Below are 19,787 nucleotides of genomic sequence, written 5' to 3'. Positions count from 1 at the left end.
CGGCGCGACCCGCCTTGACTTTCCAAGCCTGACGGGGTGTATCGGCGCGACGAATTCTGCGCCCGAAGGGATATGATCCATGCACGCCTATCGCAGCCACACCTGCGCCGCTCTGACCGCCGCCAATGTCGGTGAAACCGTCCGCCTGTCCGGTTGGGTGCATCGTGTCCGAGATCACGGCGGCGTACTGTTCATCGACCTGCGCGACCATTTCGGTGTGACCCAGGTTTTGTGCGACGGCGATAGTGCGGCATTTGCTGAACTGGAAAAGGTACGGTCCGAGTGGTGCATCCGCATCGACGGCACTGTCAAAGCCCGCGACGCTGATCTCATTAACCCGAAATTGCCGACAGGCGAGATCGAGGTTTATGTGCGTGAGCTGGAGGTTCTTGGTGCTGCCGACGAATTGCCGTTGATGGTGTTCGGCGATCAGGAATACCCCGAGGAAACACGTCTGCGCTATCGCTACCTCGACCTAAGACGCGAGGCGATGCAGCAAAACATGACCCTTCGCTCGGACGTTGTCGCATCTATGCGCCGCCGGATGTGGGATCAGGGATTCCGTGAATATCAGACACCGATCATTACCGCATCGTCGCCCGAAGGCGCACGCGACTTTCTGGTCCCCTCGCGACTACATCCGGGCAAGTTCTACGCCCTACCGCAGGCCCCGCAGCAATTCAAACAGCTGATCATGGTGTCGGGCTTCGACAAATATTTCCAGATTGCACCCTGCTTCCGCGATGAAGACCCGCGTGCAGACCGATCGCCCACCGATTTCTATCAACTCGATCTAGAGATGTCGTTTGTCGAGCAGCAGGATGTGTTCGACACCATCCAGCCCGTGCTGACTGGTGTGTTCGAAGAGTTCGGGGGCGGGCGCAAGGTCGATCAGGAGTGGCCGCAGATTTCCTACAAGGACTCAGCCCTATGGTACGGCACCGACAAGCCTGACCTGCGGAACCCCATTAAGATGCAAGTGGTCTCTGACCACTTCCGCGGTTCTGGCTTCGCGATTTTCGCGAAGCTGTTGGAGCAGGAAGGCACCGAAATCCGCGCTATCCCAGCGCCGAGCGGTGGCAGCCGCAAATTCTGTGACCGTATGAACGCATTTGCCCAGAAAGAAGGTCTGCCCGGTATGGGTTACATTTTCTGGCGTGATCAGGGCGAGGGTATGGAGGCCGCAGGTCCACTGGCCAAGAACATCGGCCCCGAACGAACCGAGGCGATCCGTCAGCAATTGGGTCTGGGCGTCGGTGATGCCGCGTTCTTCCTGGGTGGTAAGCCAAAAGCCTTTGAAAAGGTGGCCGGAAAGGCCCGTGACGTGATCGGAGATGAACTGAATCTCACCGAGAAAGACCGCTTTGCCTTTGCCTGGATCGTCGATTTCCCGATCTACGAGCAGGACGAAGAAACCGGTGCGATTGATTTCGAACACAACCCCTTCTCGATGCCGCAGGGCGGGATGGAAGCTTTGCAGGGCAACCCTCTGGACGTACGCGGGTACCAATATGATCTGGCCTGTAACGGCTACGAATTGGTTTCGGGTGCCATCCGGAACCACAAACCCGAGATCATGCTGAAAGCCTTTGAACTGGCGGGCTATGGTGAAGACGAAGTGAAGTCCCGCTTTGGCGCACTGTTCAATGCCTTCCACTACGGCGCCCCGCCGCACGGCGGCTGTGCCGCAGGTATCGACCGGATCGTGATGCTGCTGGCGGATGAGGCCAACATCCGCGAGGTCATGATGTTCCCGATGAACCAGCGCGCCGAAGACCTGATGATGGATGCGCCATCCGATCCGACCTCGGATCAGTTGATGGAACTGGGTCTCAGGATCATCCCGCAAGACTAAATCTAGCCGCCCGCCCTGAGCGGGCGGTTTACGTTTGGGGCAGTGCAATACAATCGGTGTATTCGCCGCGCCACGCAAATCGGAGTTGCGTGGTGGTCTCAAAACAAGCTCAACTCAATCCAGTGGATTTGCGGCATCCCGACGATTGCGGATGCTCCTGGCCGTCTGTCGTGTCAGGCGGTAGACCCAGATGCAAAGGATCGATGCGGTAATAAAGTACGCGGTCAGCATCTCAGATCGCCTCTTGCCGCTCGAGCCGATCCTGAACCAGACCCGCAATCCGTGCAGCCTGGGCGGTGACCGGTGTCCCCTGCGCACGAGATTGGGCAAGGTCCCGGGCTGCTTCGGCAAGCACAGTATCTTCGGCGTCTCGCGCAACGCTTTGCAGGAATTGTACCGCATAATCCAACGTGCGCTGATCAGTGGGGCCGGTAAGCACGTCGGCGATATGGGCCATGTCGTCCCGATAGGCCAGCGGATCGGGCTGAACGATATTATCCCTGACGGAATCCAGACCTCCTGGGCGGCGATCTTCGGGCAGAAGTTCAAGTATGGAGGTCTGGAAATAAGCGACCGAGGTCAGGGGTTTGGCCAGAAACCCATCTGCACCTGCGCGTCTGGCGATAACCTGCATGCTGTCATCGCCAGACAGCCCGAGAATGACACCGATGCGGGGTACAGCGTGGGTCATTTCGGCTATCAGGTCAGCGCCGGACCCGTCAGGAAGACCCATATCGACGATCAGGACCGAGGGACGATAGATTTGCAGATGGCGCCGCGCTGATTTCAGACAATCCGCACGACGGATACGCGCACCGCTATGCAAGCACATCAATCGTATTGCATCGCATGCATAGCGGCTGTCTTCGACCACAAGGATTGTTTGGCCCAGCAGCGGTCGCATCTTGGTGGCCAGCGCTGGAGAGGCGAAAGGTCCCGAATCGTCCATGGCAGAACTCCTGTTTAGCAGATGCCTCACGCTAGGAACTTCTGGCTAATACAGGGTTAACGACGATTTGGCGCACTTGTCCTTTGGGTATACTGCCCCCATAACCGCTGCAACGCAGAAGGAAGGAGAGTCCCATGATTGGTCGCCTGAACCACGTAGCCATTGCTGTTCCCGACCTGGAGGCTGCATCGTCCCAGTATCGCAATGCGCTTGGCGCTAAAGTCGGCGCTCCACAGGATGAGCCGGATCATGGGGTCACCGTGGTCTTTATTGAACTACCCAACACCAAGATCGAATTGCTGTATCCGCTGGGTGAGAACAGCCCGATCAACGGGTTTCTGGAAAAGAACCCATCAGGCGGCATCCACCATGTCTGCTATGAGGTCGAGGATATCATCGCAGCCCGCGATCATCTGAAAGAGACCGGTGCGCGCGTTCTGGGATCGGGTGAACCCAAGATCGGAGCGCATGGCAAACCGGTGTTGTTCCTGCACCCGAAGGATTTCAACGGATGCCTCGTTGAGCTGGAGCAGGTCTGAAGTCGATGACCATTACCGCCGCTCTGGTTCTTTTCGCTGTAATTTGGTTTCTGACCTTGCTGATTGTTCTGCCTGTGCGCATCAAAACGCAGGGGGATCTTGGGGATATTGTTCCGGGCACTCATGCGGGTGCGCCGGAAGTCCATCACATGAAGAAGAAGCTGTGGATTACCACCGGGATATCGGTGGTGCTGTGGGCGATCATTGCAGGCATCATTATCTCCGGCGTAATCAGCGTGCGCGATTTCGATTGGCTGAACCAACTGGAGCCGCGCGAGTAGCTCAGGTTCGGCTACCCGACAGACCGTGATAAATGTGTGTGAAGGTCGCCGCTCCTAGGATCGGGATCAACAGGTTGACCAATGGCACAGAGAGCGGGACCGCCATAAGAATACCGGCGACCCAAATGGTTGTCGCGTGCTTCGCGCGCAGCTTTCGCGCCCCCTCGCGCCCCAGTCGGCGCATCGCAGCCAGGGTGAAATATTCTCTCCCCAGAAGAAACCCGTTCATACCCCAAAAGATAAACAACGCGAATGGCGTGAAGAGTGCATAGAGGATCAATGCCAACAGGTTGGCAACAATCAGTACACCCAGAAAACTGAGCGTATCCCTTAGCGCATCGCCAAAGGGGATGCGCTGAGCCGGCGGCAGACCGGGGTAATGCTTATCCTCAACCGCCTGTGCGACCTCATCCAGAAACATCGAGGTGATGGCTGACGCAACGGGGACCATCAGAAACACCGACAGCACCATCATCAGCAGGAATGATGACACGCTGAGCAGGTCGTTCAACCATGTCACCTCACCCAGTATTGGCAAGGTGGCCTGATCGCCGACCAGCGCGTTGATCAGCCACAAAAATCCGGCATAGGCAGCCACCAACAACGCGAATGTCAGGCCAACACCCAACAGAAGTACCTTGCGGAATCTTGGGTCGCCGATCTGTCCCAGCGCCTGTAGAAACGACTGGATGATGATCATTCGGAAACCCATTGGGTTAGTGCCTCCACATTGGGGCGCGGTCGTTCGGGAGGGGTCGTACCTTCGGTTGCGATATGGATAAAGCCTGCAATCTTCTCGTTTTCGGCCAAGCCAAGCCCCTGTTCGCAAAACTCGCGATCATGCGATTGCCAGCCGGACAACCAATTGGCCCCCCAACCTGCGGCCAGCGCTGCGTTCAGCAGAGCCAGACATACCGCACCCGCTGAATAGGTCTGTTCAATTGCCGGTATCTTGTCAGAAGGTTTCTGCACCTCAATAACAGCAACCGCCAAATGGCCCATTTCGAATTGGCTGCGCGCCTTGGCGATATCTTCGGGCGATTTTCCCAAGGTGAGACCACAAGTTTCTGTAAGATCTGCAAGGCGTTGCATGGCCCCATGCTCGACAACAACAAAACGCCAGGGTTCCAGCTTTCCATGGTCCGGGCTGCGCGCTGCAGCAGTCAGCAGCGGCCTCAGCTCTTCCCGGGTCGGGGCCGGGGCTACCAGTGTTTTGGCCGGACGAGACCGGCGCGCGTGCAGAAAATCCAGCGCAGCTTGGTTCTTCAGGGTCATATGTTAACTTCCTTCACATGGCAGTCTGTATGTCGGAGGCATACTGTTCTCTTTCAAGGGCAAACTGCTCATCAAAAGGCGACAAATTCAATCTGAATTGCTGCTTGTGATCAGACGCAAGATCCAAAAGGAACCATTAGTCTTTGGTGCTCTCGGACTCACGTATCTGATAAACGCCCTCGGGCAAATCCAGCGCAGCGGCCAGATCGCGTACCTGCTCTGGTGACAGGGTAATCTTCTGAATCTGATCGGTCCGCGGGTCCAACTGCTCAAGTGTGACGCATTCAGCGAAGTTGTTGATGACGACATCCTCTTGCAAAGGCTTTGCGCCTTCGTCCACCAGCGTAATCACCGTCGAGTCGAATTCGTGTTCAATTGAAAACATATGTGCAGAGTGCAGGGCATAAGATCGCAATGCAACCCGTTGCAAGCTGTAATCGGCTGTGGCCCGGCCTTAAATGCCGCGCTATGCTTGTCTGCCGACAGAGTGACCGAAAGGAATGTGAATGCGCCGTCTTGCCCTGTTGCTGGTGATGCTGTTGGCGGCTTGCGATATGTCGCCTGTTATCGCGATCCCGGCCGATCAATGGCGGCCATCGTCATCAGAACAAAAGGACAGGGCGCGCGTATTCGAGCAGGTCAGCCGGGCTGTCGGAACGACCGCAAGCCGGGAATGCCGCCGCCAATCGAGGACTGCCAATTGTGATTTCGTGATTTTGGTTGATCTTTCGTCAAAGGCCCCAGCGAATGCGTTTCAGACCTTGGACAAGGATGGGCGGCCGCTAGTCGTTTTTACACAGCCGATGATCGATGCAACGCAGAACGCGGACGAGATGGCCTTTGTCATGAGCCATGAGGCCGCCCACCATATATTGGGTCACATCGCCCGGCAGGCGCAAAACGCCAAAGAAAGCGCGCGGATATTCGGTGAACTCGCGCGCAATCAGGGCGCGGACGATGCAGGTATTGAGCGCGCACAGGCGCTGGGTGCTGAGGTCGGGGTGCAGAACTACACGCGTGAGTTCGAATTGGAAGCGGATCGTCTGGGGACACAGATCACTTACGCGGCGGGGTATAACCCGCTGGCCGGGATGGCTTTCTTCCAACGCATTCCTGATCCGGGTGATCGTTTCCTTGCCACGCACCCTCCCAATGCCCAGCGGGTCGAAGTTGTGTTGCAAACGGCTCGGGAACTGGGATTACGGTAATGGTCAACTTAACCCGATTGGGTGTCGTTCTCAGTGATCGCGGGTCGAAATATGCTGTGACCGGCGCGGGGGTCACCAGTCGTGCTGATGTCGATGCGGTACTGGCGGAACTGAAATCCGACAAGGCATATGCGAAGGCAACTCACAACACTTGGGCGGCCATCTTGCCAAACGGTGCGCTCAAGGCTGATGACGGAGAGTCTGGCGCGGCAATGGTCATTTTGCGGATGATGGAGCGGGCTGAGCTGACGGATCACGTAATCATCGTGACACGCTGGTACGGTGGCAAGAAGCTGGGCGGGGACCGCTTTCGCCGCGTGCAGGACGCCACGCGGGCCTATCTGGACCAGCTGGCAACCGGGCATTGACCTGAGTCAAGGGCACTGTGCGGGGCATGCGTTACTCTTTCCATAGAGTGACTGGAAAAGGAAACCGCATGTCTGATCGTGAAACGCTGCGACGTCACGCCGACCTTGTAGATCGGATGGCCACGACGCTGGGCGTAGATTTGCAAGAAGTTGCCATCAAAGGGGCCTTACAGTTCGACGAAATCTCGGACGCGGTATTGCGGTGCACGGAATGCCCGAATCCGGGCCATTGCAAGGCGTTTCTGGCCAAGAACCTGACAGCGCCCGACACACCTGAATACTGCCGCAATCACGAGCTGCTGAACAGGCTCAAGCCGTAACGCCAAAGGGGGGGGGGTACCGTGCCACGACTTGGACGGATCATGACCCATCTTCGTCTTGTATTGCGAATGGCACAGGCGACGGGAACCGACCTTGCCACCGCACATCGCGACGGGCACCTGAGCCAACAGGAATGGGCAGATATGGTTCAGCTCTGCCGCGGGTGCGAATGGGCGCGGGCATGCCCAGACTGGTTGAACGAGAACGAAACGGCGGAAAGCGCGCCCTGCACCTGCCCAAACCGGCACAGGTTCGCCACCTTGAGGGTCAGCAAGCAAAGGTGATCAAATGGATCGAACATCTCTGGGCGAGATCGAAAAACACTTTTGGCTGACACGCTCGGTCGCGCGATCCTTAGGGATTTCTCTGACCGAAGCAATGGCCGAAGGGAAACTGACACCTGCCGACTACGCTCAGCTGGTGACCCGATGCCGGGGCGCAATATGCGACGAACGTTGTCAGATATGGCTTGCCGCACAACAAGGATTGGCTGGGGAAGCGCCTGATTTTTGTGCCAATGCTCAGGTTTTGAACGACTTGACCTGACCTTCAGAGCTTATTGTGCGTTCCGTCGCATAACGGCGGGTTGGCGCAATGCTTGCAGCCACAGAAGAAGACCTTCTTGCTGGCATCAGCAGTATATTTTACGGGTTCAAACGACGTATCTTTGTGCGAACCATCGCAAAACGGTTGCCGCTTGGATTTGCCACAGGCGCACCAGAAATAGGTTTTTCCTTCGGTCACTTCGACCGGATAGGGCGATTTCTGGGCGATGATCGGGGCGTCTGACATGTGGCTACTCCGTCTTTGGCTGATGTCGAAGTCAAAGTTTAGGGCTCTTTGTCAAAAAAGGTAGACTGCGAATGAAAACCCGCCTTCCAGCGTGGTTTCGCCTTTATTCACGAATGCGTTATCGATTCGGTTGCCATATGAAATTCTTGGTCCTATTCTGATACCGGCCCCGAAAAACTGGGCAATATCAGAAAAGTAATAGAGGATTGATGGACATGAAACTGAAATTTGCTGCTATCTGCGCCACGGCCGTTGTATTGACTGCGTGCTCGCAGCAAGAGGAACCGACCCCGGTTTACATCCAGCCCGACTATGACAAGTTTGGTACACCCAGTTGCTCGGCAGGCTATGAACTGGCCACAACCGAAGCAGGCCAGACCGTATGTAACCCGGTCACCCAATAAGTATTAAGCAGGCGGTTCTGATCGCAGGGCCGCCTGCACACCTCTAAAAAGAACACCGCCCTCGAGGCGGTTTTTTCTTGCCTTTCTGCTGTGGGTCGCGGACGTCTTCTTGAAGGACGACTGATCGGAAACCCCATGCGCAAATTCTTTGACCACCTAAAGGATCGTACCCGCTGGAGCTGGCAGGGCCTGGCTGCAACCTGGCGGCAAGAGTATTCGTTTCGTGGGTGGGTTTGGGCCAACCTGATTTCGGCTTTATTGGCGCTTGCACTCCCTCTAGGTACGGCAGAACGGGCGCTGATCCTTGCTTTGGGCATTCTGGTCTTGGTGGCCGAGTTATTTAATACGGCCATCGAGCGTGCCGTCGATCACACCTCGACCGAGCACCACGCGTTGGCGGGGCAAGCCAAGGATGCAGCAAGTGCAGCGGTGGCGTTGTCTGCAGTCGCTGCCGGAGTGGCGTGGATCGTGATTTTGATCGGCTTGCTCTAGAGACAGACGCCTTTCGTTACGCCGAGGGGTGCAAACGCCCCCACAAGTCGTATTCTCCGGCTTCATCTACCTCGACCGTGACGATATCACCGGGTTTCAGGCCTTCGAAGCCTTCGTCGATAAACAAGTTGCCGTCGATTTCTGGAGCATCGGCCTTAGTGCGGCAGGTCGCGGCCTCTTCATCCACCTCGTCTACGATGACATCGAGTTTTTGGCCAACCTTTGCTGCCAGCTTGGCCTCAGAAATGGCCTGAGCTTTCTCCATGAAACGCTCCCATCGCTCTTGCTTGACCTCGACCGGGACGTGATCCGGCAGGTCGTTCGAGCGGGCGCCATCGACATTTTCGTACTGGAAACAGCCGACACGATCCAACTGCGCTTCGTCCATCCAGTCCAGGAGCGTCTGGAACTCTGCCTCGGTTTCGCCGGGGTAGCCGACGATGAACGTGGACCGCAAAGTGATATCCGGACAAATAGCGCGCCAGTTGGCAATCTCGTCCAGAGTTTTTGCCCCGGCGGCAGGGCGGGCCATACGTTTCAGAACATCGGGATGCGCATGTTGGAATGGAATGTCGAGATACGGCAGCACATTGCTACCCGCATCTGCCATCAGCGGGATCAAATCGCGCACATGGGGGTAGGGATAGACGTAATGAAGCCTGACCCACGCATCGAATTGGCCGAGTTCCCGTGCCAGATCGGTGATATGGCTGCGCACCTCCCGATCTTTCCATGGGTTCACGTCATACTTACGATCCAGCCCATAGGCCGAGGTATCCTGTGAGATCACAAGCAGTTCGCGCACACCGCTGTCGACAAGTTTCTCAGCCTCGCGCAGCACTGCATGGGCCGGGCGGCTTGCGAGTTTACCGCGCATGTCGGGGATGATGCAAAACTTGCACTTATGATTACAGCCCTCGGAAATCTTGAGATAGCTATAGTGGCGCGGGGTAAGTTTGACGCCCGAAGCGGGCAGCAGATCGACATAAGGGTTTGGATCGGGTGGTACGGCTGCATGTACTGCGTCCAGCACTCGTTCGTACTGATGCGGTCCTGTAACCGCCAGAATGCGCGGATGGTGTTCCCGGATATAGTCAGGCTCAGCCCCCAAACAGCCGGTCACAATGACCTTGCCGTTTTCAACCAATGCCTCGCCAATTGCGTCCAGCGACTCGGCCTTGGCGCTGTCCAGAAACCCGCAGGTATTCACAATAACGGCATCAGCACCCGTGTAGTCCGGCGAAATGCCGTACCCCTCGGCCCGCAACCGGGTCAGGATGCGTTCGCTGTCAACCAGCGCTTTTGGACAACCCAGCGACACCATTCCAAGGGTCGGTTGGCCACGGCGGGGCGTCTCGGCGATCCGGGCCTCTGGGGCTAGATCGGGGCGGAGGTTCGGTGGGTTCGTGCTCATGGCCGGGCATATAGAGGGGAAAGCTTCCCCTTGCAAATCCCGCCCGCTCGGGGCTGACTTGAAACAGAGCAGAAAGGCCGGAAAGGCAGACCCATGAAGTGGCTCATTCGTTTTCTATTTCTCATAGTTGCAGCCTTCGGGCTGATCATTGGTGCCTTGCTGCTGATGCCGGGCGAAAAACTGGCGACAATACTCGCTGAACAAGTCAAGGCGCAAACAGGCCGCGATCTCGAGTTGACCGGTGACGTCAAACTGTCATTTTGGCCGGTATTGGGGATGGAAACCGGCCCTGTGACATTTGGCAATGCGCCTTGGGCCGGGCCGGAACCGATGCTTCGTGCCCAAAGCCTCGCGGTTGGGGTCGATGCCTCGGCGTTGTTGTCTGGGAATATCCGGATCAAACGGGTGTTGGCCGATAGCCCGGTTCTACGCCTTGAACGCGCCGATGGGCGCGGCAACTGGGAGCTGCATCAGCCAGGTAACTCCTCGCAAACGGGCGCTACGGCGCAAGCCGTTGAAAGCCGACCCATCACGCTCGAGCGGTTGGAACTGACCAATGCGCGACTAATCTATCTTGAGAATGGCGCGGTTAGTATGGATTTTGCCGATGTCGATCTTTCGGCCCGCTGGCCTGACCTAACGGCCCCTATGGAAATGCAAGCCAGTATATCCGTCCCCGGAGGCAGCGTCGCAGTGGACCTTACCATCCCCGACTTGCCCGCATTTTCCAGCGGCGCTGTCACGCCGTTGCAGCTGAGCCTAACCGCGCCTGGCGGAGATATTCAGTTCTCGGGCCGGGTGAATCTGGCCGGCGAAATGGATGGCAAGACGACGGTCACGGCCAAGGACACCCAAAGGATGCTGGCCGCGTTTGATCAGGGAGGAGTCACCGTGCCCGAGGGACTAGGACAGGTCGCGAGCGTATCCGGGCAGATGACCTATACCCGGGACGGGCGGATTTCATTGCGCAACATGATCGCGGTTCTGGATCAAAACCGGCTTGAGGGCGAAGCTGACATCCAGATTTCAAATCCGCCCCAGATGACTGCGCGTCTGAACGCGGGCGATCTCGACTTATCGAAGGTAAGCGGAGGCAACGCTTCTGACGGCACCTTAGATACGGAAGGGTGGTCAAAAGCCCCAATTGATGCGTCGTTTCTGGCGCTGGCAAATGGCAAGATCCGCTTGCAAGCCACCTCGATTGCGGTTCCGGGTATGACCTTTGGGAAAAGTGATCTCACACTCAGCCTTGATCGGTCGCGGGCTGTATTGCAGATGCACCCGGCCTCGCTGTTCTCGGGGCAACTGAATGGCCAGGTGGTCGCCAATAATCGCAACGGTCTGTCGGTTGGTGGAAATCTGAAAGCCGCCAATATCGATATCAACGAAGCGCTCGAAACGCTTGCGGATATCAAACGGCTTTCGGGCACCGGTTCAGGCAATCTTGAATTTCTGGGCGTCGGACAGAGCGAAGATCAGATCATGCGATCGCTCAGCGGCAACGGAGATATCGAGGTCGGGCGGGGCGTTATCTCGGGGCTGGATCTTGACCGCCTTATGGGGCGGGGAAAGGGATCGGGTGGTACGACCGTATTCAACAGCCTTACGGCCAGCTTTACGATGAAGAATGGCGACTTGACCAACAAGGACCTGTTGATGCAGCTGGATAATTTCCGGGCGGACGGTACGGGCCGCATTGGCTTAGGAGCTCGCGATATCGATTATCTGTTCACACCGGTCGCCCTGCGCGCCAACTCAGGGCAGGGGATATCGGTACCCGTCCGAATTAAAGGTCCGTGGAGCGACCCGTCGATCAAGCCGGACCTTACCAAAGTCATTGAGGCGGCAGCCGAAGGCAAAGTTAAAGAACTGGAAGACGACGCAAAGAAGAAGGTTTTGGAAAAGGTTGGTAAGGAATTGGATACCACGGTGACGGATTCCGATCACATCGAAGACGCGCTGAAGAACAAGCTTGAGGATGAGGCCAAGAAAGGCCTGCTCAAGCTGTTTGGCGGGGATTGATCTAAGCGCGATAACAAAGGGTGCCGAAATGGGTGCCCTTCATAGTGTCATTTAGATTGTCTGATCGTATTCGCCCACGCCGGGTTCAGTTCGAATGACGGCGTCGATATCTGCGAAGATCGCGCGCATTTCATCCTCGCTTTCGCTGCTTTCGCAGACGACGACCAGATTGGGTGTATTGGATGACGCGCGGACGAGTCCCCAACTGCCATTGTCCAGAATGACCCGGGCTCCATTGACGGTCACGACCTCTTTGATAGCCCGCCCCGCAAAGCGTTCGCCCGCATCGGCTTTGGCGACCAGTCTTTCGACCAAGCGCTGCAGGATTTCGTATTTCTCAGTATCCGCTGCGTAAGGAGACATGGTGGGTGTTGACCACGTCTTGGGCAGCGCCTTGCGCAGGTCCGACATGCTTTGATCCGGGTTACGGTCCATCAGTTTGCAGATTTCCACCGCCACGCGCATTCCGCAGTCGTATCCGCGCCCGACCGGTTCGGCCAAGAAATAGTGTCCCGATTTCTCAAACCCAGCCAGCGCACCGATTTCCTTGACGCGGCGCTTCATATGGCTATGGCCGGTTTTCCAGTAGTCGGCTTTGACCCCAAGCGCTTGCAACTCGGGATCGCTGGCGAACAGCCCAGTGGATTTCACATCGGCTACAAAGGTCGAACCTGGATGCAGCTTGGCCAGATCACGGGCCATGATGACGCCGACCTTATCGGCAAATATCTCTTCGCCTTCGTCATCCACAACACCGCAACGATCGCCATCCCCATCAAACCCTAGCGCCAGGTCCGCGCCGCTGGATTTGACTGTGTCGGCCATGTCATGCAGCATTTCCATGGCTTCCGGGTTCGGATTGTAATTGGGGAAGGTGTAATCCAGCCGTGTATGGCTGGGCACAACCTCAACCCCGATCCTTTCGAAAATCTCGGGCGCGAAGGCGGCGGCGGTGCCGTTTCCGGTGGCGCAGACCACTTTCAGCGGACGTGACATTCTGAAATCACCGACCAGATCGTCGATATAGGCTTCTTTCACACCGTCGACGAATTCATATGACCCGCCCGGGCGCGCGACGCCTTCCCCATTCAAGACGATGTCGCGCAGTTCCGACATTTCGTCAGGGCCGTGGGTCAGTGGGCGGTCAAAGCCCATTTTGACGCCGGTCCAACCGTTCGGGTTATGGCTTGCCGTGACCATCGCAACCGCCGGTACGTCCAGATGGAATTGCGCGAAATACGCCATCGGGCTGAGCGCTGGGCCGATATCTTTCACCTGAATACCCGCCTGCATAAGTCCAACGATCAGAGCGTTTTTGATCGACAGGGAATAATCGCGATAGTCATTTCCCACTGCAATCACGGGTTCGATCCCGCGTCTGAGCATCTGTGTGCCCAGACCCAAACCCAGGGCAGTCATGCCTGGCAGATTGATCTCATCGGGGTATTTCCACCGTGCGTCATATTCGCGAAAGCCCGTGGGCTTGATCATCGGATCGCGTAGAAAGCTCCAGGTGTTTGGGGTCACCTCAGGCAAAGGCTTGGTCATCACAAATCTCAATCGTTAAATCTGAATTGGGTTTTCTTTGGCCAGCGCATCAAATCGCATCAATGTGTCAACCAGATGGCCCATTTGATCCAGAGGGATCATGTTCGGCCCATCTGAGGGGGCGGTGTCGGGATCCTGATGGGTTTCTATGAAAACGGCTCCGACGCCCAGAGATACAGCGGCGCGCGCCATCACTGGCGCAAACTCACGCTGTCCACCCGAGGAACCACCTTGGCCGCCGGGCTGTTGCACCGAGTGGGTCGCGTCCATGACGACCGGATATCCGGTTTGCGCCATCTGCGGCAGCGATCGCATGTCCGCGACCAGCGTATTGTAGCCAAACGAAGTTCCACGCTCGGTCAGCAGGATGTTCTGATTGCCAGTGCTTTCGATCTTTGTGACGATATTCGGCATTTCCCACGGGGCAAGAAACTGCCCTTTTTTTACGTTGACCGCTTTGCCGGTATTGCCCGCCGCCAGCAGCATGTCCGTCTGACGACACAGAAACGCAGGGATTTGCAGAATATCGACGGCCTCAGCCGCAATCGCGCATTGCACTTCGGTATGGACATCGGTCAGTACCGGTATGCCCATGGTCTTGCGGATATCTTCCAGCACCTGCAGCCCGGAATCAATGCCCATGCCGCGCTTGCCGGACAGCGAGGTCCGGTTGGCTTTGTCATACGAAGCCTTGAATACATACTGCGCCCCGGCGGCGTCACATGCTTCTTTCATAGTGCCTGCGATCATCTGGGCGTGATCGGCGGTTTCAAGCTGGCAAGGGCCGGCAATGATGGTCAGCGGAAGGTCGTTGCCAACCGTCAGGTCGGCTATTTTTACATGTTTCATGAGTCTTACGAGGATACCTGTTCACGAAGGACCGACGCGGTAAGCGAGATCATCAGGTAGATACCAGCAAATAACAGGAATGCCAAAATCGTATTTTCGAACTTGCGCGGATAGCTAGGCTCCTGGCTGGCGACCGGGTTCACCGAGACGGTCAGATACCGCACTTTTCGATTGGCCTCGGTCCGCGTAGCTTCCATTTGCTGCATTGCCGTTTGCAGCATCATGTCACGCGCCGCCAGATCGGCCTGAGCCATCTGGATTCGCACGCTCAAACGCGCCAGCGAATTTTCGCCCGCTGACACATCCAGCATCTCGGCATTCAACTCATCAAGGACCGCTTGCAGCCGCGCGATATCTGCCCGTGTACCATCCACCTTGGCCTGGTTGGGGCGCGTATTATCGAGAAGCGCGGCCAATTGTAGTTCTTTGTCCTGCAGCTCGAATTCGAACTGATCGATCCTTCCTCGCAGGCTGGCGATCACACTTTGCGGGTCCAGTATCGCACCTTGTAGCTGCAGTTCGATCAGGTCTTCCTGAGCCTGTCTGCGTGCCTCTTGCGCAGCCTCAAAACTCGCCAAGGCATCGCGCATCTGGTCTTCGCGTTTCAATTCAGTCAGACCATTGATGGTCTCTTCCGCGTAAGAGATAAGCCGCCTGGACAAATCGACCGCTATCTCGGGGCTCGGCGCTGCGACCTCCATTCGGATGACGCCGTCACTAGGATCATATCCGATTGTGATCATACGCTTATAAAGCTTGTAGGTTTCTTCAAGCGTCGCATCAGCCGGCAATCGTTGGATCGGGTCTATCCAATCCTGCCGAAAAAACTCAGTAAATCCGACATCACGCTCAAGCCGTTCCAATGCATCCTTGGATTCCAGAAATTCCTGAGTGGACACGGAATCCTGCGCCGTCGCAAACTGCGTGCCCGCCAGAAATCCACCGAACGAGGCACCGCCGCCATCCGCTTGCAAGATCGAAAACACCGAGTCGCTGGCATACATCGGCGTCGCCACGCGATAGAAATAGTAGCCCACGATAAACGTTGGAATGAATACGAACACCGTCAATCGTGCGAATAGCCCGGCAAGCTTGCGGCGGCGGCGGCGGGCGATGTCTTTCTGGATCTGCCCGATTTCATATTCACGACGTTCGGCCGGGCTGAGTTCGGGTCCTGGCAGGTTCTTCTGCGAGTCCCTGGTCGTTTGCGGCAGGTGAATCTTTATATTGTCTTGCGCGGCGTCATCACCAGTTGGCTTACCTTGGTCAGGAGCTGCCAGATCAAGCAGGTTTGTGCGCTGAAACGGATCAATTCCTTTCTTTCGTAACAGCCGGACCGCATCGTAGTCTGACGTCGCCGCCAGCCCGTTCTTGTGCGCCAAACGCCGCGCGACGCGCAATTGCCGCCCTGTCAGACCTTCGCGTTTGATCGCATCCAACTCGTTGCCCGGTTGCTGAGTGTCGTCAGCCGAGTCTGTGCCTTGGGTCGCCTTTCGGATGCGCGAAATGGCGTCCGAGCGTGCCTCAGCAGTGCCAGAACCGCGTGCCGTGCGGTCGGGATTGTATTTCCTAGCCTTGGGTTTGGTAGTCATAGAGCTGCTTTGCCTCTTCCAAGGTTTCAAACATGTAAAGCTGGCCGTCTACCAAAACCGCAGCCTGCCGCGCGAATTTTTCAAGAAGCGAAGGGTTGTGCGATACGATCACCAAAGTCGTTGTCCGCAGCTTCTCTTTCAGAATGTCGCCCGCCTTCTTGTTGAACTCGACATCGGTTGTCGAGGGCATCCCCTCATCGATCAGATACATATCGAAATCCAGGGCCAGCATCAGTGCAAATGTAAACCGGGCCCGCATTCCGGACGAATAGGTTCCGAGCGGCTGGTCGAAATACTCACCCAAGTTGCACAGCCATTTGCAGTAGGCTTCGACATAGTCGGGATCCATGCCGTAGATCTTCGCGATATAGCGTGCGTTCTCCAGCGCGGACAGGCGCTTGGCCACACCTCCTGCAAAGCCCATGGGGAAGGATACGCGGCAGTCGCGCCGAATCACGCCTTCGTCGGGCTTTTCCAGCCCTGCCATCATGTTGATCAACGTGGTCTTGCCGGTTCCGTTCGGGGCCAGCACGCCAAGAGATGTTCCAAGCTCGACCCGGAACGAGACCCGATCCAGAATCACCTTGCGGCGGGTTCCGGTCCAGAAAGACTTGCTGACATTTTCGAATTCCAGCATGTGCGGCCTGCAGATCGCTCGGGGTTTTGACGGTTTGAGGATCGGTGTGCTACCGATCCATATTGGCCACATTATGTCGAAATATGAAACAAATGATCAATGCGCATCCGCGTTCATGACATTGATGTGTTGCAAGGACGGTTTCATTGGCTCGAGGGTAGATGATGCCTATCTTCATCGATGAACATTGCAAAAGCCTGTTGATCCGATGAATTCGCTGATTGAGGACATCCAAGCCTGCCGTTTGTGTGCGGACAGGTTCGCGCAGACCGCGACTGCGCACCAGCCGCGCCCGGTGGTCTGGTTTCGCCCCGGTGCGCGCATTTTGATCGCAGGTCAGGCACCGGGCGCGCGCGTCCATGCTTCAGGGAAGCCTTTCACCGACCCTTCGGGTGACCGGCTGCGGGATTGGCTGGGACTGGATGAGAACGCATTTTATGACCGTTCGCGCGTATCCATCGTGCCGATGGCGTTTTGCTTCCCCGGATACAATGAGCGCAAGGCCGACCTGCCTCCGCCGCCGATATGCGGGCGCACCTGGCATGACAAAGTGATGGCTACGTTGGGAGAAGTACCGTTGACGATCCTCGTCGGGGGTCATGCCCATAAATACCATCTTGGCGTGAACACACCGGTCACCGAGACTGTTAGTCTTTGGCGAGACCATGCGCCGCGCGTCTTTGCCTTGCCTCACCCGTCCTGGCGCAATACGGCTTGGCTGAAGAAAAATCCCTGGTTCGAGGCCGAGCTGTTGCCGGTGCTACAGAAACGGGTGCACGAGGTTCTGAATGACTGAAGCCACAGCTTTGGATGCTGCACATGACGCCATGCAGGCGGCCCCGGAAGACGACAACGCTCGACTACGCTTTTTCGAAAGACTGGCCGATAGCGAGCTGTTCCTGATGCTGACCGAGGAAGCGAAGGATGAAAACATCTCGCCCGAGCTGTTCGATGTGGCGGATGGTCGTTTTGTTCTGGTGTTTGATCTTGAGGAACGACTGGCGGCATTTGCGGGTCGGCCGGTCCCCTATGTCGCTCTGTCGGGTCGTGTTCTTTCAGGGATGTTGTCGGGGCAGGGGGTCGGGCTGGGTCTGAACCTTGATGTTGCACCCTCGTCGATGTTGATCCCCGCTGAAGCGCTCGGTTGGTTGTCTGACACGCTGCAGCATGGTCCTAAGGAGGTGCAGCAGCGACTTGCCGAATTCTATCCGCCCTCCGGTCTGCCAGATGTTCTGTTGACCGCGCTTGATGCAAAGCTGGCGACGGCTGCAGGTCTGGCTGCGGCGGCGTTTCTGGTTGGGACAAAGACTGAAGATGGGGGGCAGGGCCATTTATTGGGTTTTGTTTCAGCGGTCGAAGGTGCGCAGCCAGCGCTTGCACGCGCCGTATCCGAGGCATTGACCTTTTCGGGGATCGAGGCCGGAGCGCTGGATGTTGGCTTTTTTGAAGTGCAGGATCCGGCTACTTCTGCCTTGGCAAAGGTTGGGCTGCGGTTCGATTTGCCCCAGCCTCAAGCGCCCAAAATGGAAAGGGCCGCGCCGGGCAGTGATCCCGAGCGGCCCCCAATATTGAAGTAGCGCAGGACGTTAGTCTGCCGCTTCCAGTTTATCCTGCGTGCGCGTCTCAAAATCGCTGGCGTCATGGCGTTCGTGCAACTGCGTATGCGGCTCTCCAAACGCACGATTGACCATCCGGCCGCGCTGAACGGCGGGGCGAGCATCGATGGTTTTGGCCCAACGCATCACGTTTTCATAGCTTTCGACATCCAGGAATTCTGCCGCATCATATAGACGGCCCAGAACAAGCTGCCCGTACCACGGCCAGATCGCCATGTCGGCGATGGTATAGTCCTGACCTGCAATATAAGGCTTATCGGCAAGTTCCAGTTCCAGCACATGCAACTGGCGTTTGGCCTCCATCGCGAAACGGTCGATCGGATATTGCCATTTCTCAGGCGCATAAGCGTAGAAGTGGCCAAAGCCACCGCCCAGATATGGCGCGCTGCCCATTTGCCAGAACAACCAGTTCATCACTTCTGTCCGCTCGGCACCGCTGGCGGGCAGAAACTCACCGAATTTCTCAGCGAGATGCAGCAAGATGGAGGCGCTCTCGAAAACGCGCACAGGTGTTTCACCTGAATGATCCCACAGCGCCGGTATCTTCGAGTTAGGATTGGCCCCGACAAAGCCCGAGCTGAACTGATCACCTTCACCGATGTTGATCAGCCACGCATTGTATTCGGCCCCGGAATGGCCCAATGCCAAAAGCTCCTCCAGCATGACCGTAACCTTGACGCCGTTTGGGGTGGCGAGCGAATACAGTTGAAGCGGGTGCTTCCCGACCGGAAGATCCTTTTCGTGGGTCGCACCAGCTATGGGCCGGTTTATATTGGCAAAGCGTCCTCCGCTTTCGCTGTCCCAAGTCCAGACCTTTGGGGGTGTGTAAGTGGATTGTTCGCTCATCTTTTGCCTTTCTGCATCATTTGGCCAAAACGCGCCGCCTTCACAGCTAATATTGCAAAACTCAAAGTCCAACCCCGGATGTGGCGAGATATTTGTAACATTGCGCCTCGTTCACCTCACAAAACCCCTCTGGTTTTCACAGCGGCGCGAGGGGGTCTTCGCGCCGGGCCAAAATTACCTATTGTGTGACCAGACCCGCAGTTCGGGTGACCAGAAACCGTAAGGACATGAGGACCAATCACATGAAACGCTTTGCGCTGACCCTTGCCGCGACGCTGGCTTTTGCCGTGCCCGCGTTCGCCGGAGAACAATATGTTGATGGCACCGGATTTGCCGTATCGGGATACGACGTTGTTGCTTACCGCAGCCTGGATCAGGTTCCTGTAGGCCAGTCGCAACCCGAGGCTGTTCGCGGTCGGGCCGACATCACCGCAGACTATAATGGTGTTACCTGGGCGTTTGCGACCGAAGAGAACCGTGACAAGTTTCTGGAAAACCCGGCCTTTTACGCACCGCAATATGATGGCCATTGTGCATACGGCGTGTCGAAAGGCGGCAAGGTTCCGGGCAACCCAAATCTGTGGCGTATTGTCGATGACAAGCTCTATCTGAACATCACTGATGTTGTTGTTGGTTTCTGGGAAGAGGATGTTCCGGCCAACATCGACCTGGCGGAAGGCAACTGGCCCGGAATCGAAGGGGATGCCGCTTCGACCAGCGTGATCCCGAAATTCACATCAGAAGGCCCGATTTCCAACTGATTCCGATTAATGAAAGAA

At 56.8% G+C, this 19,787-nt stretch carries 25 protein-coding genes; 14 read left to right on the top strand and 11 right to left on the bottom strand.

Annotation, left to right across the window (positions count from 1 at the left end):
• Positions 1-79: 79 nt before the first annotated feature.
• On the top strand, positions 80-1,855 hold the full coding sequence (gene aspS / locus ACR0MP_RS10055) for an aspartate--tRNA ligase (RefSeq protein WP_170392347.1): 1,776 nt from the start codon (positions 80-82) through the stop codon (positions 1,853-1,855).
• Between the two features lie 232 nt (positions 1,856-2,087).
• On the opposite strand, the gene ACR0MP_RS10050 is transcribed toward aspS, so the two are convergent.
• Entirely contained in the window at positions 2,088-2,804 is a 717-nt protein-coding gene (locus ACR0MP_RS10050; RefSeq protein WP_170401760.1) for a response regulator, read from the bottom strand.
• Between the two features lie 134 nt (positions 2,805-2,938).
• Here ACR0MP_RS10050 and mce point away from each other — a divergent pair, with 134 nt between their 5' ends.
• Entirely contained in the window at positions 2,939-3,343 is a 405-nt protein-coding gene (gene mce / locus ACR0MP_RS10045) for a methylmalonyl-CoA epimerase (RefSeq protein WP_170401757.1), read from the top strand.
• Positions 3,344-3,348: 5 nt separating this feature from the next.
• Complete coding sequence (locus tag ACR0MP_RS10040; protein ID WP_170392343.1) at positions 3,349-3,624, top strand: DUF1467 family protein; 276 nt, start codon at positions 3,349-3,351, stop codon at positions 3,622-3,624.
• 1 nt (position 3,625) lies between these two features.
• Here ACR0MP_RS10040 and ACR0MP_RS10035 read toward each other — a convergent pair whose 3' ends face one another.
• From ACR0MP_RS10035 to ACR0MP_RS10025, 3 genes are all read right to left on the bottom strand, one after another.
• Entirely contained in the window at positions 3,626-4,324 is a 699-nt protein-coding gene (locus ACR0MP_RS10035; RefSeq protein ID WP_170401754.1) for an EI24 domain-containing protein, read from the bottom strand.
• Entirely contained in the window at positions 4,321-4,899 is a 579-nt protein-coding gene (locus tag ACR0MP_RS10030) for a nitroreductase family protein (protein WP_170401751.1), read from the bottom strand. The genes ACR0MP_RS10035 and ACR0MP_RS10030 overlap by 4 nt, the downstream gene beginning before the upstream one ends.
• A 136-nt stretch (positions 4,900-5,035) precedes the next feature.
• A complete protein-coding gene (locus ACR0MP_RS10025; RefSeq protein WP_170392337.1) occupies positions 5,036-5,284 on the bottom strand; it encodes a hypothetical protein in 249 nt (82 codons plus the stop codon).
• 121 nt (positions 5,285-5,405) lie between these two features.
• Here ACR0MP_RS10025 and ACR0MP_RS10020 point away from each other — a divergent pair, with 121 nt between their 5' ends.
• The 5 genes from ACR0MP_RS10020 (at position 5,406) to ACR0MP_RS10000 (ending at position 7,342) form a co-directional block, all read left to right on the top strand.
• A complete protein-coding gene (locus tag ACR0MP_RS10020; RefSeq protein WP_170401748.1) occupies positions 5,406-6,107 on the top strand; it encodes a M48 family metallopeptidase in 702 nt (233 codons plus the stop codon).
• Positions 6,107-6,475, top strand: a complete 369-nt coding sequence (locus ACR0MP_RS10015) for a YigZ family protein (protein WP_170392333.1) — start codon at positions 6,107-6,109, stop codon at positions 6,473-6,475. Before ACR0MP_RS10020 ends, ACR0MP_RS10015 begins: the two co-directional genes overlap by 1 nt.
• 68 nt (positions 6,476-6,543) lie before the next feature.
• The gene (locus ACR0MP_RS10010; RefSeq protein WP_170401746.1) at positions 6,544-6,795 is read left to right on the top strand and encodes a DUF6455 family protein; all 252 of its coding nucleotides are present in this window, start codon (positions 6,544-6,546) and stop codon (positions 6,793-6,795) included.
• Between the two features lie 21 nt (positions 6,796-6,816).
• The gene (locus tag ACR0MP_RS10005) at positions 6,817-7,080 is read left to right on the top strand and encodes a DUF6455 family protein (RefSeq protein ID WP_480439149.1); all 264 of its coding nucleotides are present in this window, start codon (positions 6,817-6,819) and stop codon (positions 7,078-7,080) included.
• A gap of 4 nt (positions 7,081-7,084) precedes the next feature.
• A complete protein-coding gene (locus ACR0MP_RS10000; protein ID WP_170420627.1) occupies positions 7,085-7,342 on the top strand; it encodes a DUF6455 family protein in 258 nt (85 codons plus the stop codon).
• Between the two features lie 3 nt (positions 7,343-7,345).
• On the opposite strand, the gene ACR0MP_RS09995 is transcribed toward ACR0MP_RS10000, so the two are convergent.
• Positions 7,346-7,588 carry a CDGSH iron-sulfur domain-containing protein gene (locus ACR0MP_RS09995; protein ID WP_170401738.1) on the bottom strand — a complete coding sequence of 81 codons (243 nt, stop codon included), beginning with the start codon at positions 7,586-7,588 and terminating at the stop codon, positions 7,346-7,348.
• 215 nt (positions 7,589-7,803) lie between these two features.
• Between ACR0MP_RS09995 and ACR0MP_RS09990 the strand changes: the two genes are divergently transcribed.
• Both ACR0MP_RS09990 and ACR0MP_RS09985 read left to right on the top strand, forming a co-directional pair.
• A complete protein-coding gene (locus ACR0MP_RS09990; protein ID WP_255611743.1) occupies positions 7,804-7,992 on the top strand; it encodes a hypothetical protein in 189 nt (62 codons plus the stop codon).
• A gap of 135 nt (positions 7,993-8,127) precedes the next feature.
• On the top strand, positions 8,128-8,484 hold the full coding sequence (locus ACR0MP_RS09985; RefSeq protein WP_170401735.1) for a diacylglycerol kinase: 357 nt from the start codon (positions 8,128-8,130) through the stop codon (positions 8,482-8,484).
• A 16-nt stretch (positions 8,485-8,500) separates the two neighbouring features.
• Here the strand turns inward: ACR0MP_RS09985 and rimO are convergent, their stop codons facing one another.
• Positions 8,501-9,898: a 30S ribosomal protein S12 methylthiotransferase RimO gene (rimO, locus tag ACR0MP_RS09980; RefSeq protein ID WP_480761246.1), complete on the bottom strand. Its 1,398-nt coding sequence runs from the start codon at positions 9,896-9,898 to the stop codon at positions 8,501-8,503.
• 93 nt (positions 9,899-9,991) lie between these two features.
• On the opposite strand from rimO, the gene ACR0MP_RS09975 reads away from it, so the two are divergent.
• The gene (locus tag ACR0MP_RS09975; protein WP_170401729.1) at positions 9,992-11,920 is read left to right on the top strand and encodes an AsmA family protein; all 1,929 of its coding nucleotides are present in this window, start codon (positions 9,992-9,994) and stop codon (positions 11,918-11,920) included.
• Between the two features lie 51 nt (positions 11,921-11,971).
• Here ACR0MP_RS09975 and ACR0MP_RS09970 read toward each other — a convergent pair whose 3' ends face one another.
• From ACR0MP_RS09970 to ACR0MP_RS09955, 4 genes are read right to left on the bottom strand one after another with little or no spacing between them, the layout of a single operon-like run.
• A complete protein-coding gene (locus ACR0MP_RS09970; protein ID WP_170401726.1) occupies positions 11,972-13,468 on the bottom strand; it encodes a phosphomannomutase/phosphoglucomutase in 1,497 nt (498 codons plus the stop codon).
• Positions 13,469-13,483: 15 nt separating this feature from the next.
• A complete protein-coding gene (gene kdsA / locus ACR0MP_RS09965; RefSeq protein ID WP_170401723.1) occupies positions 13,484-14,317 on the bottom strand; it encodes a 3-deoxy-8-phosphooctulonate synthase in 834 nt (277 codons plus the stop codon).
• A gap of 5 nt (positions 14,318-14,322) precedes the next feature.
• Positions 14,323-15,909, bottom strand: coding sequence for a capsule biosynthesis protein (locus tag ACR0MP_RS09960; RefSeq protein WP_170392313.1), 1,587 nt, complete (start codon positions 15,907-15,909; stop codon positions 14,323-14,325).
• Positions 15,887-16,546, bottom strand: coding sequence for an ABC transporter ATP-binding protein (locus ACR0MP_RS09955; protein ID WP_170392311.1), 660 nt, complete (start codon positions 16,544-16,546; stop codon positions 15,887-15,889). The genes ACR0MP_RS09960 and ACR0MP_RS09955 overlap by 23 nt, the downstream gene beginning before the upstream one ends.
• Before the next feature lie 208 nt (positions 16,547-16,754).
• Here ACR0MP_RS09955 and ACR0MP_RS09950 point away from each other — a divergent pair, with 208 nt between their 5' ends.
• Positions 16,755-17,342 carry a uracil-DNA glycosylase family protein gene (locus ACR0MP_RS09950; RefSeq protein ID WP_170401718.1) on the top strand — a complete coding sequence of 196 codons (588 nt, stop codon included), beginning with the start codon at positions 16,755-16,757 and terminating at the stop codon, positions 17,340-17,342.
• Positions 17,335-18,123 carry an SseB family protein gene (locus ACR0MP_RS09945; protein WP_170401714.1) on the top strand — a complete coding sequence of 263 codons (789 nt, stop codon included), beginning with the start codon at positions 17,335-17,337 and terminating at the stop codon, positions 18,121-18,123. Before ACR0MP_RS09950 ends, ACR0MP_RS09945 begins: the two co-directional genes overlap by 8 nt.
• A gap of 9 nt (positions 18,124-18,132) precedes the next feature.
• Here the strand turns inward: ACR0MP_RS09945 and yghU are convergent, their stop codons facing one another.
• Positions 18,133-19,008: a glutathione-dependent disulfide-bond oxidoreductase gene (yghU, locus tag ACR0MP_RS09940; RefSeq protein WP_170401711.1), complete on the bottom strand. Its 876-nt coding sequence runs from the start codon at positions 19,006-19,008 to the stop codon at positions 18,133-18,135.
• 242 nt (positions 19,009-19,250) lie between these two features.
• On the opposite strand from yghU, the gene ACR0MP_RS09935 reads away from it, so the two are divergent.
• Positions 19,251-19,769, top strand: a complete 519-nt coding sequence (locus ACR0MP_RS09935) for a YHS domain-containing (seleno)protein (RefSeq protein WP_170401708.1) — start codon at positions 19,251-19,253, stop codon at positions 19,767-19,769.
• The last annotated feature ends 18 nt before the right edge of the window (positions 19,770-19,787 follow it).

Source organism: Ruegeria sp. K3 (assembly GCF_056531845.1).
This window is presented reverse-complemented; position numbering and strand designations above follow the sequence as displayed.